The sequence below is a fragment of the Flavobacterium sp. IMCC34518 genome, assembly GCF_027111095.2.
GTDB classification, from domain to species: domain Bacteria; phylum Bacteroidota; class Bacteroidia; order Flavobacteriales; family Flavobacteriaceae; genus Flavobacterium; species Flavobacterium praedii.
This window is the reverse complement of record NZ_CP114284.2, coordinates 316125-329748: the sequence shown is the minus strand read 5'-3', so window position 1 is coordinate 329748 and position 13624 is coordinate 316125. Positions and strand designations below refer to the sequence as shown.

Here is a 13624-nt window from a genome sequence, read left to right as displayed (position 1 = left end):
TGGGCATTTTATTTGGTTCAGAAATAGCTTTTATAGCTTTCTAGTCAATCGTTTTCTGATTTTATGATAGGTGCTGTTGCTCGGGTACGTTCGGCTTGGAGTCATGTTGTTAAAAATCAAAGCCGTGATAAGCAAAACCAATGTGCCTATTAAAACGGGCGAAAGCACATATAGATATCCTAAGGCTTTTATTTTGTCGGAGCCGATGATGGCGATTAATGCGGTTGCTCCTCCCGGTGGATGCAGGGTTTTGGTGATTTGCATCATAATTATGGCAGATGAAACGGCTAGAGGAGCGGCAATCCAAATGATGTCGGGTGCAAATTTATGAACGGTAACACCTATTAGAGCCGAAATTAAATGTCCTCCAACCAAGTTTCTGGGCTGTGAAAACGGACTTTGAATAATGCCATAAACCAATACACTCGATGCTCCAAAAGAACCAATTAAGTACACGGCATCATTTCCCTTAAAATGTATGGATTGAATATATGCCAAGATTCCGATGCCGACAAATGAGCCTAAAAATGACCAAAACTGTTCTTTATAATCAACTAAAGTTTCTTTGTAAAGGATGTATTTCGTTTTGCGATAGGTTCGCTTTATTTTTTGAACAGGCATAGGAAAAATATTATTTTGCTAAACTAGGTGAGTACGTATAAACTGTAAAAGGATAAATCATTTTTGCAGTGTATTTTGAAATCAGGCAAACTACCAAAATGGGGAAGAATAGGGTGTAATCATTCGTTAATCCACAAACCAGAAAAATGGAAGTAAAAGGAGCGTGAATACTAGCACTCAATACTGCTGCCATTCCTATAATTATGAAATTTATAGGGATAACATTGGCCGAAAAATAGGTGTTCAAAACCAAGGCAACCAGTAATCCCAAAAAAGCACCAATAAAAAGACTTGGGGCAAAAACACCTCCATCGCCTCCCGAAACCAGCGTTGCCGAAGTGACTATTGGTTTTAGGATTAAAATTCCAATGAATGACAAAACTATTGTCATTGTTAATTGTGTTTCGTTTGGATTTATGATTAGTGATTTGATGGTATGATAGCCTTCACCATAAAGCTGAGGAAATAAAAGTAAAGAGATACTTAATATGCTCGAACCGATGATGATTTTATAATAATGAGTTTTTATTTTCGAAAATTGAGTTTTGAAAAACAACACACAGCCTGTTAAATAAACAGAGATGAATCCAGCCAAAATACCCAAAAGAATAAAATAAGGAATTGCTTTTAAATGCCAAGTTGTAATGACCACGGTAAACAAAGGCTTCTCATGTAATAGAAAAATAAGACCAAATGCGGTCAAAACAGAGATTAAATTACTAACCAAGAATGCTCGTGTCACTTTTCTGGAGATGACTTCCAAAGCAAAAAGGATTCCGGCAATCGGGCTGCTGAACAGAGCGGTAATTCCCGCAGCAACACCGGCACAGATTAGCTCTGTTTTATATTCTTTAAAAATATTTTGTTTTCGCTGTGCTACAGAACCAATCGTGGCTGATGCAACAACGGTCGAAACTTCTATACCAGTTGAACCACCAAAAATCACGGTCAATAAGCCGTTGATAAAATGGGACGAAATTTTGTAGTTGGGTAAGTTTTGTGATTTGGAATTAGTACTTTCAAAGATTTCCTTGATGCCTTTGTTTTCTTTTTTCTTAAAAAGATATTCCCTTAGAAAGTAGATTACTGACAGTCCAAAAATGGGAAAGAAAATGTAATAAACAGGGTTTACTGAGGCTTGGTGAGAAAAGATTTCTTCGTAATATTCGGTTAGCTTTTTTAGAGCAACTCCCAAAAATGCCGAAAGAAAACCGATCAAGATGGAAACGATAACTAGCTTTTGGAATTTTAAGAATTGAAAATTTCGTGTTTTTGGTATCATTTTCTTTTTTTAAACCGTTTAGGTGGAAAAACGTCCCCTTTTATTCTATAAAAAAGAAATTCGTTTTTCAAGGAATACAAAGCTAAAGAAACAAAATTGGAATTGTTATAGAAGCGTAGTTATAATAACATTGTTTTGTGATTTCTTTAAGAAAATGGAGTCTAACCGCAAAGTGTTCAAAATTTTCATCTCTATATCTGTATGCCGCAAGGTTCGCTAAGCGTTGCGTTCCTAGCGTTTCTTAAAAGATGCTAAAATCCTGGCGTTCTTTGCGGTAAAATTATTTTTAGTATTGCGACTGTAGTGCAAAATTTATTTCTCGTAAAATTCAATTGGCGTGTTGTCTGGATCGGCGGTGAAGAAAAATTTCTTTTGGGTATATTCATCAATTCGAATATCTTCTGCAATGCAGCCTTGTTCTAGAATGTGTTTTCTTGTTTCTTGAATATTATTTACTTCAAATGCTAAATGTCGTAATCCTGCTGCTTCTGGACTTGTTACTCGTTTTGGAGGATTTGGGAATGAAAATAATTCAAGTATAAAGTTTCCGTTGAGAGCCAAATCCAGTTTATAGGAATCTCGTTCTTCGCGGTAGATTTCTTGAATGATAGTCAATCCTAAAATACCAATATAAAACTGTTTTGATTTTGTATAATCTGTGCATATTAAGGCAATATGGTGTACTTTGTTTAAATGTATCATTTTTGTGCTTTATTGTTGTTAAATTAGTATTTGATAATTTATAAGGTAAATCCAATTCTAAATCCACCCCAACTATGAACTCTTCCTGTTTTAAATTCCTTTGAAAGATCGGTACGATAATATTCGAGGTAGAATGTTTTGGAATGCAAAACGATCCCGAAATTTTTTTGAAAAGTAAATCTTTCCATATTTTGATCCGTAATTACATAAGGACTATTGTTATTAAATAGACCGCCTTGCAAACTGGCATCATATCCAACCGCTGTAATAAGACCTTGCCAATAGCCATAGAGTTGAAATTTATTTTTGTTTTTTAACGAAATAAAAGGGGAATTTATTTTGCCAAAAGTAGTTGTTAAACCTCCAGAAATATTAGTATTCATTGTGCCCAATCGAAGTTTTGCGTTAGAATTTATTGCAAAGTAATTATTTAGCCGAAGCAATTGCTTTTCATGTGCGATTTCATAATTTAATACTACATCATTCTTGATTTGGTATTGCCAACCTAACGGATTTTGCGCTCCAATCCATTTATGAATTGCCGTTTGAATTTCTTTTCCTGAAGCAAAGGGACCAATAACGCCAAAACTTAAGGTAGAAGATAAAGTCGTTTTATGGATGGTATCAGTCGAAATTAAAAAAGGTTTAAGCATAATCACTGCAGCATAAGGTCTATTGTTGTAAAGAATTTCATCCCGTTTTAGGCTTGTTGGTGTAAACCCTATTTGTTCAAATGACAGTCCATATTTTTGTTCGCTGTTTTTCAGTTTTAAAAATAACTTATTAACCGGATTTTTTATCAGTTTTGGACTTACTAATTCAAAATCATGTCCTTGGGTATAATAATAATCGGTGTTTGCGAAAAAGTCATTGTCAAAATAATAACGAAAATAATGATTGCTTTTTATTTCTCTAAATGAGGCCGTGTTATCAATTCTTTGGGAAAATGATAGTATCGATAAAAAGAGCAGGAATAAGGTGTAATATTTTTTTGAATCAAAGCAACAGGAAAATAAAATATTTTTCGAATTTTTAATCCTGTTGAAAATAATGATACTTATTAGATAGACCATGTTGTATAGATCATCGTTCATTAGAATTTATTCTAAAAAGTAATAACACTTCGTTTTTATTTTAGACATTTTACCCAATAGAATTCAAAATCATTTTTTATGGAATATGAAAAGGGGGGCATTTTTTAGTATACCATTGATGCTTACTAATTTGAAATTTCTTTAGTTTATGATTTTTGTATTGAATACAACCAAAGTTACGAATTATAAGTGGTTTTAATATTGATTATCAGTATTATAAAAAAAACATTATGTAAATCGCCTTTAATTTTAAATTTTTTGCAAACCATTATTTAAAATTAAAAGCGACTACCATTTTTGATTTCAGAACGGTTAATTTAACTTTCTAAAATGTAATTCTAGATCTATATTATGGAGCTAAAAATTAATATAACCCGTTGGATGAAATTCTAATAAAATAAAAAAATTAACCACATAATACCTATGTGAATAGTAAAACGTCTATTTCTTTCTTTCAAAAACTATAAATTCTATGTTTCTATGTCAATGTCGTTTCCTTAAGGAGCTCTCAGACCAAATTCGTTTAGTTTGTCATTTCGACCAGCGGGAGAAATCACATTTCAGGAACACATAATGTGATTCCTCTTTCGTCGGAATGACAAAACCCACTCTTAAGGAAATGACATTGGTTTCTATGTGGTAAAAAATAATGGCACCCAACGGGTTAATATATGGTTAAAGGATTTTATAACCTAATAGAATTCCGATTGAGCTATAATTCGAATTCCAACTTTGATATTCTCCCAAAACCCCTTTGCTCAAATTGTATCGTAATTCTATGCCATATCGGCCACTTTTGAAACCGACACCCGTGAATACATTTGTAGAATTGGAAATATCTAGAACCTGACCCGAATATCGAAGATTGGATTTTGAAGTAATTGAAAAAGCGACTCCAGCATCAATAAATAATTGTGATTTATTATTTAAAAACATAAAATAGCGAACACCCAAAGGCAATTCTATAAACTTATAATTTGCTTCAATTGACTGGTTTTTAGTGTTTAATTCGGTTTTTTTATAAGACTGAAAATTAGGGTTTGTAAATAGGGACCATTTGTTTTGGTTAAAAGGAAAAATGTTTTCCACTTCGAAACCAATTGTAAATACTGATTTGGTTTTAAAAGTATAATCCGCCGAACTGCTAATGTTGTTTTCAAAATTAAGAAATGTGGCATTTACTCCAGCAATCACTTTAAAGTTTACACTAGATTGGTCCTTTTTTGATTCAAAGGTTGTTGTTTTGGTTTCTTTGGAAGTATTGAATTTTAAGAATAAATCGACAAGTTGCTGTTTCTTATACGTAATGACTTTAAAATCATTAAGATTTAATTTATCTGATTTTAAATTATTTAGTAATTGCTGTTTGTAAAAGTTATTCTCATTAATCTCTGTAGAACCTTCAGTTTTGAATTCTTTAAAAACTAGCTGTTCTGCGGTTTCATGATTTCCGGTACTCATAAAAAAACGAACTAAGTTTACATCTTGATATTCATAAAGATTTGCTTCTCCTTCTACCAAGACTTTTAGCAGCAATGTTTCTTCAGTGTAAATTGGATTTCGATCATAACTCAATTGGTTAATGTCACTTGTAGATCGGTCAATTTTTAATTTAAAACGCTTGTATTTGCTGCTATTACCAATGCTAAATTCCTTAATTTCTGAAATTGATGCTGTTTTTGAAACATCATTTTCATTCCATTTATATTCAATTCCAGTTGGATTTTTATACCAACCTATATTGCGAATCAAACATTCTGTCTTACTATTGTTATTGTTTGTGAAATAACCACTTTCAAAATTGATTTGAGCAAATATTGGAAAAGAAACCAATAATAATAACAGTACTATTTTTTTCATTGTTAAAAATTAAAATTTATTCTCGAAAATTAGTACTAAAATTTGATATATAAATCAATTGTAAAATGTTTTTTGAAATTTATCAAAAGAAAGTTACTAGAATAAAAATAGTACAGTTGAGCGGAATGAAATAGAAATGGATTTTTTATTATTTTATAAAAAAGGAATTAAGTTTGGTTTGAAAACAAATTAAATACAAAAGTTTTACAACTCATCCTCAATTTTCCGCAACTGGGTCAAAACAATTTCATATTCTTTTTTTTCTGAATGACATTTGTCTCATCAAAATCATTATAAAAAACCATTATGAAAACTTTTTTTTTAATCCTCGTTACTTTATACAGTTTTACCCTTTTTTCACAAACTATCATTTCTGGTAAAATTGTTAATGAAAAAGGAATCCCAATTGCTGGTGCCAATGTTTATATTGAAGGCAGTTATGATGGTGTTTCTACTTCTGAAAATGGTGCTTTTTCGTTTACTACAACTACTACAGGAAATCAAAATTTGGTTGCAAGCTCGTTAATTTATGAGACTTCCAACACAGCGATAGATGTTTCAAATTTTAAAAATCAAACCATCAAACTCAGGGATAATGTTAATGCACTTGATGCGGTAATAATTACAGCAGGTTCTTTGGATTCAGGGAGTAAAGCTAGAGTTTCGGTTTTAAAACCATTAGATATAGTAACCACAGCGGGTTCTGCAGGAAATATAGTGGCCGCTTTGCAAACATTGCCGGGAACGCAAACAGTGGGCGAGGACGGAAGACTATTCGTTCGCGGAGGCGAGGCCAGTGAAACTCAAACTTATGTTGATGGCATGCGAGTACCGCAGCCTTATGGATCATCACCTAATAATTTGCCCACTAGAAGCCGTTTTTCGCCTTTTCTTTTCAGTGGTATTTCTTTTTCTACAGGAGGATATTCAGCTGAATATGGAGATGCTTTGTCTAGCGTTTTGCTTTTGAATACCATAGACGAACCCGATCAAGCCAAAACAGAAATTTCTTTAATGACCGTTGGCGTTGGCGTTGGTAATACACAGAAATGGAAAAAGAGTTCTTTTAGTATCAATACTTCGTATATCAATTTGTCCCCATATCAAGCGCTGATTCCACAAGACGTAGAGTGGAAAAGTGCACCACAAGCATTGTCCGGAGAAATGGTGTACCGATACAATTTTGAAAGAGGAATTTTTAAAATGTATGCCGCTTTTGATGCTTCAAAATTTATAATTAAACAAGAAAATATAAATTCAATTGACAAAATCACTGTCGATTCCAAAAATCAAAATTTATACTTTAATTCCTCGTATAGCGGTTATTTTGGAACCAATTGGAATATTACAGCGGGCTTGAGCTATGGTTATAATCAAGTTAAAACTGCTATAGATTTGGATAATTTGGGAAATACAGAGAATGCGGTGAATATGAAGTTGAAATTAAAGAAAAACATATCCAATCGTTTTAAGTTGTCTTTTGGAGCCGATTATTTTATAACAAAATATAACGAAGACTTTACTCAAAACGCAGGAAATACATTTGATTACGGGTATGACAACAGTATTGGAGCTTTATACACAGAAGCTGATATTTTCTTTTCCAAAAAATTGGCAGCCAAAGTAGGAGTTCGCGCTTCCATCAATGATTTGACAAATGACAATTTTATTTCTCCCAGAATTTCGTTTGCTTACAAAATGGCAAAATTTAGCCAGTTGTCCTTTGCATATGGTGATTTTTCCCAAACGCCAAGTGTCGATTATATCAAGTTTTCGAAGAACAATCAATTTGAAAGCGAAAAAGCGTCTCATTATATCTTGAATTACCAATACAGCAAAGATGGACGCACATTGAGAGCCGAAGCCTATTATAAAGATTACAGTAATTTGGTTCGATTTGATAGCCCTACAATTGCTTATAATTCGATTTTCACCAATGATGGAACGGGATACGCCAAAGGGTTGGATTTGTTTTGGAGAGACGGTAAAACGGTTAAGAATTTAGAATATTGGGTTTCCTATTCTTATATTGATACCGAGCGTTTGTACAAAAATTACCCAACACAAGTCACTCCCAATTTTGTTCCCAACAATAGCTTATCAATTGTGACCAAATATTGGATTAATGATTGGAAATCTCAAATTGGTTTCACCAATTCTTTCAGTACCGGCAGACCGTACAACAATCCAAATGAAACACAATTTATGCACGGCAAAACAAAATCATACAACGATTTGAGTTTCAACTGGGCTTATTTATTGACTACTCAAAAGATTTTGTATTTCTCGGTTTCCAATGTTTTAGGAGCCAATAATGTGTATGGATACAATTATGCTATCAAGCCCGATGCCAATGGCGAATACAGACGAAGTGCCATCAAACCAGCAGCGGATCGATTCTTCTTTGTAGGTTTCTTTTGGACCATCAGCAAGAACAAAAATGACAATCAGTTGAAGAATTTGTAGAGAAGAGTTTCTAAGTTACTAAGTGTTTAAAGGTTTAATTGTTTAAAAGTTTAAGTGTTGTAGATGAGCTTTTTTTATAATTCTTAGAATCTTAGTGACTCAGAAGCTCAGAAACTTCAAAAGAAACAATTCATCCATCAAAATTGACAGTTCAGTATCATTAAATTTTAAAAGCGTGACAATCAATATAAATTTGTTCAAGAATTAAATCAATAACAATAAGAGTTTCAATCACAATTTAATCACAACTAAAAATCAAACACCATGTTAAAAATTATCACCATCATCGCTTTCTTTATTTGTAGTCTAATGTCTGCTCAAAATGTTAATCTAACTGTTTCAGTTTCGGGTTTAAAAAACAATACAGGAATGGTAAAGGTAGGGTTGTACAATTCAGAAGGAACGTTTTTGAAAACAATTTACAAAAGCATTACTTCTGAAATTAAAAATAACAGTGCTACAATAACTTTTGTTGGTATACCAAAAGGAGAATATGGAATATCTACTTATCAAGATGAAAATAGCAATGGTATTTTAGATAAAAATATAATGGGAATACCTTCTGAAGATTTTGCTTGTTCCAACAATGCCAAAGGATTTATGGGGCCTCCTGCCTATGAAGATGCCAAATTCAATATCAACAAAGATTTAAAAATAGATATCAAATTCAATAATTAATAATCGTTTAACTCAACAAATAACAGCATTTAGCCTAATACAATATTAAAACATATAAGTCATGGAAGTTTTTAATTCTTGAATAAAATTAAGTAAAACTGAAAGTTCATTTAAGCAAAATCAATTAGCCTACATTTTTTTAAACTTATATTGACTTTTAACCCCTGTTTGAGAAACTAACTATTTTTATGCTTAAATGACTTATATGTTTGAAATTAAATGTTTGCTTATTTTAGAATATAGTCTTAAAAATTAACCAATTAAAAATTAATCAAAATGAAAAAAATTATCACCACTATCGCATTATTTGTAGCTGTAATAAGTTCAGCTCAAGGACAATTTGAACAAGGAATGGGAAAAGCTTTTCAACTTTGGAAAGAGGGAAAAAACACAGAAGCTTCTGATATGTTTGAACGTATTGCCGCTGCAGATAAAACCAGTTGGTTGCCTTATTATTATGTGGCACTTGTAAATACAACCAGTTCTTTTGCAATTCAGGATAAAACACAAGTAAATGCATTACTTAACAAAGCTCAGAATGCCTTGGATGTCGAAATGATAAAAGACCAAAACAACGCTGAACTGTACATTATGCAGGCCATGATTTACACTGCTTGGGTCGTTGCTGATCCGATGACAAACGGAATGAAATATTCGGCTAAAGTAATGGAAGCTTACGCCAAAGCCAAAGCTTTAGATCCAAACAATCCAAGAGCTGTTTTTGGTGAAGCAGATTATCAGTTAGGAGGAGCAAAATGGACAGGAGTTGATACTAAACCTTTATGTCAAGAAGTTGATAAAGCTATTGGACTTTTTGCTACTTTTAAACCCCAAACACCTTTCTCTCCAAAATGGGGATTGGACAGAGCTTTGGAAGCTCAGAAAAATTGTAAATAATCAGGTTAAATTTTTAAAATGGAAAATCAAAGAATACATACATTTTCAGAATTAAGAAAAGGAGCTTTAACTTGTTTGAAAATTGCTTTGATTTTTACTCTAATTTCTACTGTTTTATTTGGAAACGAGTTGAGTTTTGAAAACATTTCTTCCTCCTTTTTGGTGAGTTCAATGTATTCTTTTGGATTAGGATTTGGTAATGGTCTAATAAATATGCTCTTAGACAAAAAATGGGATTGGTTGGAACAAACCAATTTGAGAGTTTTTTTTGGAATCATAGCCACTATTTTATATACCATTCCTGTAGTATTAGGTATTAATTATGTCATTTTTATAATATTCCAAAAAATACCAGTAAGTCAGTTTTTTAGCGAAAAAATGTTGTGGATTCACCTTTTTTATATCATTTTGTCCCTGGGCGTTTCTGTTTTTATTCATGCTCGAAGTTTTATGCTGAATTGGAAACAAGCCTCAAAATCGGAGGTTATTCATCAAAGAATCATCGCAGGAACCGCCAATGCCAAGTTTGAAACTTTAAAAAACCAAATCGATCCTCACTTTCTTTTCAATAGCTTGAATGTGTTGAGTTCATTGATCGAAGAAAATCCAGAGAATGCACAACGTTTTACCACTTCTTTGTCTAAAATATATCGTTATGTATTGGAACAAAAAGACAAAGAATTGGTTTCGGTTGAAGAAGAATTATCTTTTGCCAAAACCTATATGAATTTGTTGAAAATGCGTTTCGAGAACAGCTTGTTTTACGAATTGCCAGAAACAACAATAAATCCAGACGCCAAAGTAGTACCACTTTCTTTACAATTGTTATTGGAAAACACAGTAAAACATAATGTAGTAAGCGAGCAAAAGCCATTACACATCCGAATATTCGTTGAAGGTGATTATTTGGCAATTCAAAATGATCTACAAAAGAAGGAAGTTATTCAAAGTCGTCAAGGTGTAGGATTACAAAATATTGTAGATCGGTATGGAATTATTACCAACAGGAAAGTGCTGATCGAACAAAATGAAAAAACGTTTACGGTTAAGATTCCTATTTTAACGAAACAAATTAGTGTAATGGAAACAACTTTAAAATACAACGAGAATGGTGCTTACTATCGAGCCAAAAAGAGAGTAGAAGAATTAAGGGGCTTTTATGGAAATTTGATTTCCTATTGTTGTGTGATTCCAATTTTGATATTTGTAAATCTTACCTATATGCCACAATTTCATTGGTTTTGGTTTTCAGCAGGCGGTTGGGGATTTGGATTAGTGATGCATGCCTTCAAGGTATTTGGGTATAGCAGCAATTGGGAAGAAAGAAAAATACAGGAAATTTTGAGCAAACAAGACAATAAGCAGAGCTGGAAATAGGATTCTATTAAAAATGAAATCGTCAATTATGGAAAATCAATATACAGAAGAGGAACGCTATTTTAAAGCAAGAAAAAGGGTAGAAGAGATAAAAGGATTTTATGGGAATCTAATTTCTTATATTGTTGTAAACTGTTTTTTAATAGTGTTAAATTTAGTAACATCACCTCAGTATTTATGGTTCTTTTGGCCTTTATTATGGTGGGGAATAGGAGTAGTTTTTCACGGTTTAAAAGTGTTTAACTATATGCCTTTCTTTAGCAAAGATTGGGAAGAACGAAAAGTGAAGGAATTCATGGAAAAAGAAGAGCAATCAAAAAGAACATGGGAGTGAGTATTTAAAGATACTAAGACGCTGAGATTTTAAGTTTTTTAAATCTTAGCGACTTAGTACCCTTGAATATTAGTCTCTACTTAATAATAAAAACACACAAAATGAGAAGATATAGAAAACAGTTATTTGAAAATTTTCAGGACGAAAATTTTAATCCCGATGCAAAATATGAATTGGCTTATAAAAGAGTAAAAAGAATCAAAGGGTTTTATATCCACGTATTGGTTTATGTACTTGTAAATACTTTTAATATTGTTTCTACGTACAATAGCAGTGAATTGGGAAGTGAAATCTTTATTAGATGGGAAACTTTTTCGACGGCTTTGTTTTGGGGAATAGGTTTGTTGGCTCATGGATTATCTGTTTTTGGTAGAGATTTATTTTTTGGCTCCGATTGGGAAGAAAAGAAAATAAAGGAGTTTATGGACAAGGATAAAAATCAAAAATGGGAGTGAAAAAGAAGCGTTCAGTGTTCAGTAATTTAGTGTTCAGTGTACAACTTTCCAGATAACATCTTATCTGTATTCTAATTTCTATATTCTAATTTCTAACCTTAAAAAATGACCACAATAATAATAGAAGACGAAAAACCAGCAGCACGATTATTGCAACGCAAACTCGAAAAAATAAATATTCCGGTAGGAGTGATGCTTCATTCTGTTGAAGAAGCTTTGGACTGGTTTTCGAAAAATGAGCATCCTGATTTGATCTTTTTGGACATCCAATTATCAGATGGATTATCTTTTGAAATCTTCGAAAAAATAGACATCAAAAGCGCTGTTATTTTTACCACGGCTTATGATGAATATGCGCTAAAAGCATTCAAATTAAACAGCATCGATTACCTGCTAAAACCTATTGATGAAGATGATTTGGAGGTAGCAGTTTTGAAATTTAAAGATCATTTTCAGATTCCTAAAAATGGAAATGAAACGATGCAATTGGATTTTGAACAAATCCGAAAGATGCTTTCAAACCCTTTTGAAAAAACATTCAAAAAAAGATTTACCGTCAAAATAGGGCAGCATCTGAAAGTGATTTCGACTGATGAAATTGAATGTTTTTTCAGTGAAAATAAAGGCACTTATATTCACACTTTTGACAATAGAAATTATTTAATTGACAGTACTTTGGAAGTTTTGGAACAGGAAATTGATGCCGCAGCTTTTTACCGAATCAGTAGAAAATTTATCATTTCACTCCAAGCAATTAAGGAAATTGTAGTGTACAGCAACTCCAGATTAAAGATTATTTTGCCTACATATAAAGAAGATGAGGTAGTTGTAAGTAGAGAAAAGGTGACAGATTTTAAAAATTGGATTGGTTAAAAATAACTTTCTGTAATTATTGAGGTTAGTTGTTTTAAAATACTGAATTTATGTATTTTAGATACTTGTTATAGATTTTGATTATGACGATTTTAAGCCTTGATAAACGCTTTTCTAATGCCTATTAACACAAAAAGAAGCGAAGTGTAAACGATGAAAAACGGAACAATGTATTCTATCCAATTCATAGGTAACATAATGGCCATAATCAACAACTGAAAACCCAATCCGTAAACAGAAAGTAACGTCATAAACCAATTTGGGAATGTTTTTACTTTATAGGCATCTTTGTCTAGACTGTGAATTATTTTATCAAAAACGCCATAAACAATCGTGTAAATCATAAACAAAATATCTACTGATTTTTGACTTTCCCCTGGTAAAGCTCTGGGAGATTTGTTTTCGAAAATTTGACTAGTTCTATCACCACCTGCCGAATTATTTCTCAAAATTACATAGTAATAATTATATAAAGTACCTTGCAATTGTATGCCAATAAAAGCCAAAAGAGTAAACCCAAAAGTGGTTTTTGAAACATAGCAAATAGTCATCAAAATCAAAAAATTGAGTATAATATCAAACACACTATCGAGGTATCTTCCGGTGTATGATGGGGTGTTTTTGATGCGAGATAATTCACCATCTGCGGCATCAATTATCGATTTTAAAATGATGAAAAATGAGGCAAAAAAATAGTGGTTTTGTAAAATACAAAAGATGGCAATCAGACCAGAAATGCCAAAAAGCAGTGTTACGTGAATGGGTGTAAAACGAGTGTTTTTTAATTGATTGGCAAATATTTTGGCAAGCGGTCTACCGTAATCGGATAAATCAAGGAATTGATTTTGAGCAGCAAGTTTAGACATTTTAATAGATGAAAGAACAGGATGTGACAATATAGTCGGACTACAAAAGTAAGTCTATTTTAAGTATTTGAATCGTAAACAGTAGTTAAAAATAGCAAAATCGCTTTTAGAAACTGAAT

The 13624-nt window shown here is 32.3% G+C and carries 13 protein-coding genes; 7 read left to right on the top strand and 6 right to left on the bottom strand.

Annotated elements, in window-relative coordinates:
* Nucleotides 1–30: 30 nt before the first annotated feature.
* The 5 genes from OZP06_RS01365 to OZP06_RS01345 form a co-directional block, all read right to left on the bottom strand.
* Nucleotides 31–621 (bottom strand): HPP family protein, encoded by a 591-nt coding sequence (locus tag OZP06_RS01365; RefSeq protein WP_269223342.1) that lies wholly within the window; start codon nucleotides 619–621, stop codon nucleotides 31–33.
* A gap of 10 nt (nucleotides 622–631) precedes the next feature.
* Nucleotides 632–1903 (bottom strand): chloride channel protein, encoded by a 1272-nt coding sequence (locus tag OZP06_RS01360; RefSeq protein ID WP_269223341.1) that lies wholly within the window; start codon nucleotides 1901–1903, stop codon nucleotides 632–634.
* A gap of 312 nt (nucleotides 1904–2215) precedes the next feature.
* Complete coding sequence (locus OZP06_RS01355) at nucleotides 2216–2605, bottom strand: VOC family protein (RefSeq protein ID WP_269223340.1); 390 nt, start codon at nucleotides 2603–2605, stop codon at nucleotides 2216–2218.
* 38 nt (nucleotides 2606–2643) lie between these two features.
* Nucleotides 2644–3699, bottom strand: coding sequence for a lipid A deacylase LpxR family protein (locus tag OZP06_RS01350; protein WP_269223339.1), 1056 nt, complete (start codon nucleotides 3697–3699; stop codon nucleotides 2644–2646).
* Between the two features lie 675 nt (nucleotides 3700–4374).
* Nucleotides 4375–5559, bottom strand: a complete 1185-nt coding sequence (locus tag OZP06_RS01345; RefSeq protein WP_269223338.1) for a hypothetical protein — start codon at nucleotides 5557–5559, stop codon at nucleotides 4375–4377.
* 306 nt (nucleotides 5560–5865) lie between these two features.
* On the opposite strand from OZP06_RS01345, the gene OZP06_RS01340 reads away from it, so the two are divergent.
* The 7 genes from OZP06_RS01340 (at nucleotide 5866) to OZP06_RS01310 (ending at nucleotide 12639) form a co-directional block, all read left to right on the top strand.
* The gene (locus OZP06_RS01340; RefSeq protein ID WP_281324127.1) at nucleotides 5866–8025 is read left to right on the top strand and encodes a TonB-dependent receptor; all 2160 of its coding nucleotides are present in this window, start codon (nucleotides 5866–5868) and stop codon (nucleotides 8023–8025) included.
* Nucleotides 8026–8289: 264 nt separating this feature from the next.
* Complete coding sequence (locus OZP06_RS01335; RefSeq protein WP_269223337.1) at nucleotides 8290–8703, top strand: DUF2141 domain-containing protein; 414 nt, start codon at nucleotides 8290–8292, stop codon at nucleotides 8701–8703.
* Nucleotides 8704–8979: 276 nt separating this feature from the next.
* On the top strand, nucleotides 8980–9600 hold the full coding sequence (locus OZP06_RS01330) for a hypothetical protein (protein ID WP_269223336.1): 621 nt from the start codon (nucleotides 8980–8982) through the stop codon (nucleotides 9598–9600).
* 18 nt (nucleotides 9601–9618) lie between these two features.
* Entirely contained in the window at nucleotides 9619–10977 is a 1359-nt protein-coding gene (locus tag OZP06_RS01325; protein ID WP_281324126.1) for a histidine kinase, read from the top strand.
* A 28-nt stretch (nucleotides 10978–11005) separates the two neighbouring features.
* Nucleotides 11006–11311, top strand: coding sequence for a 2TM domain-containing protein (locus tag OZP06_RS01320; RefSeq protein WP_281239267.1), 306 nt, complete (start codon nucleotides 11006–11008; stop codon nucleotides 11309–11311).
* Nucleotides 11312–11412: 101 nt separating this feature from the next.
* Nucleotides 11413–11766: a 2TM domain-containing protein gene (locus OZP06_RS01315; protein ID WP_269223332.1), complete on the top strand. Its 354-nt coding sequence runs from the start codon at nucleotides 11413–11415 to the stop codon at nucleotides 11764–11766.
* A 105-nt stretch (nucleotides 11767–11871) separates the two neighbouring features.
* Entirely contained in the window at nucleotides 11872–12639 is a 768-nt protein-coding gene (locus OZP06_RS01310) for a LytTR family DNA-binding domain-containing protein (protein ID WP_269223331.1), read from the top strand.
* Nucleotides 12640–12731: 92 nt separating this feature from the next.
* On the opposite strand, the gene OZP06_RS01305 is transcribed toward OZP06_RS01310, so the two are convergent.
* A complete protein-coding gene (locus tag OZP06_RS01305) occupies nucleotides 12732–13505 on the bottom strand; it encodes a CDP-alcohol phosphatidyltransferase family protein (RefSeq protein WP_269223330.1) in 774 nt (257 codons plus the stop codon).
* Nucleotides 13506–13624: the final 119 nt, after the last annotated feature.

What these genes read in the sequence shown, in the direction of transcription:
- OZP06_RS01365 (WP_269223342.1), bottom strand. Translation starts at nt 621, where the DNA reads ATGCCTGTTCAAAAAATAAAGCGAACCTATCGCAAAACGAAATACATC.
- OZP06_RS01310 (WP_269223331.1), top strand. Translation starts at nt 11,872, where the DNA reads ATGACCACAATAATAATAGAAGACGAAAAACCAGCAGCACGATTATTG.
- OZP06_RS01335 (WP_269223337.1), top strand. Translation starts at nt 8,290, where the DNA reads ATGTTAAAAATTATCACCATCATCGCTTTCTTTATTTGTAGTCTAATG.
- OZP06_RS01325 (WP_281324126.1), top strand. Translation starts at nt 9,619, where the DNA reads ATGGAAAATCAAAGAATACATACATTTTCAGAATTAAGAAAAGGAGCT.
- OZP06_RS01305 (WP_269223330.1), bottom strand. Translation starts at nt 13,505, where the DNA reads ATGTCTAAACTTGCTGCTCAAAATCAATTCCTTGATTTATCCGATTAC.
- OZP06_RS01320 (WP_281239267.1), top strand. Translation starts at nt 11,006, where the DNA reads ATGGAAAATCAATATACAGAAGAGGAACGCTATTTTAAAGCAAGAAAA.
- OZP06_RS01315 (WP_269223332.1), top strand. Translation starts at nt 11,413, where the DNA reads ATGAGAAGATATAGAAAACAGTTATTTGAAAATTTTCAGGACGAAAAT.
- OZP06_RS01360 (WP_269223341.1), bottom strand. Translation starts at nt 1,903, where the DNA reads ATGATACCAAAAACACGAAATTTTCAATTCTTAAAATTCCAAAAGCTA.
- OZP06_RS01350 (WP_269223339.1), bottom strand. Translation starts at nt 3,699, where the DNA reads ATGAACGATGATCTATACAACATGGTCTATCTAATAAGTATCATTATT.
- OZP06_RS01355 (WP_269223340.1), bottom strand. Translation starts at nt 2,605, where the DNA reads ATGATACATTTAAACAAAGTACACCATATTGCCTTAATATGCACAGAT.
- OZP06_RS01330 (WP_269223336.1), top strand. Translation starts at nt 8,980, where the DNA reads ATGAAAAAAATTATCACCACTATCGCATTATTTGTAGCTGTAATAAGT.
- OZP06_RS01340 (WP_281324127.1), top strand. Translation starts at nt 5,866, where the DNA reads ATGAAAACTTTTTTTTTAATCCTCGTTACTTTATACAGTTTTACCCTT.
- OZP06_RS01345 (WP_269223338.1), bottom strand. Translation starts at nt 5,559, where the DNA reads ATGAAAAAAATAGTACTGTTATTATTATTGGTTTCTTTTCCAATATTT.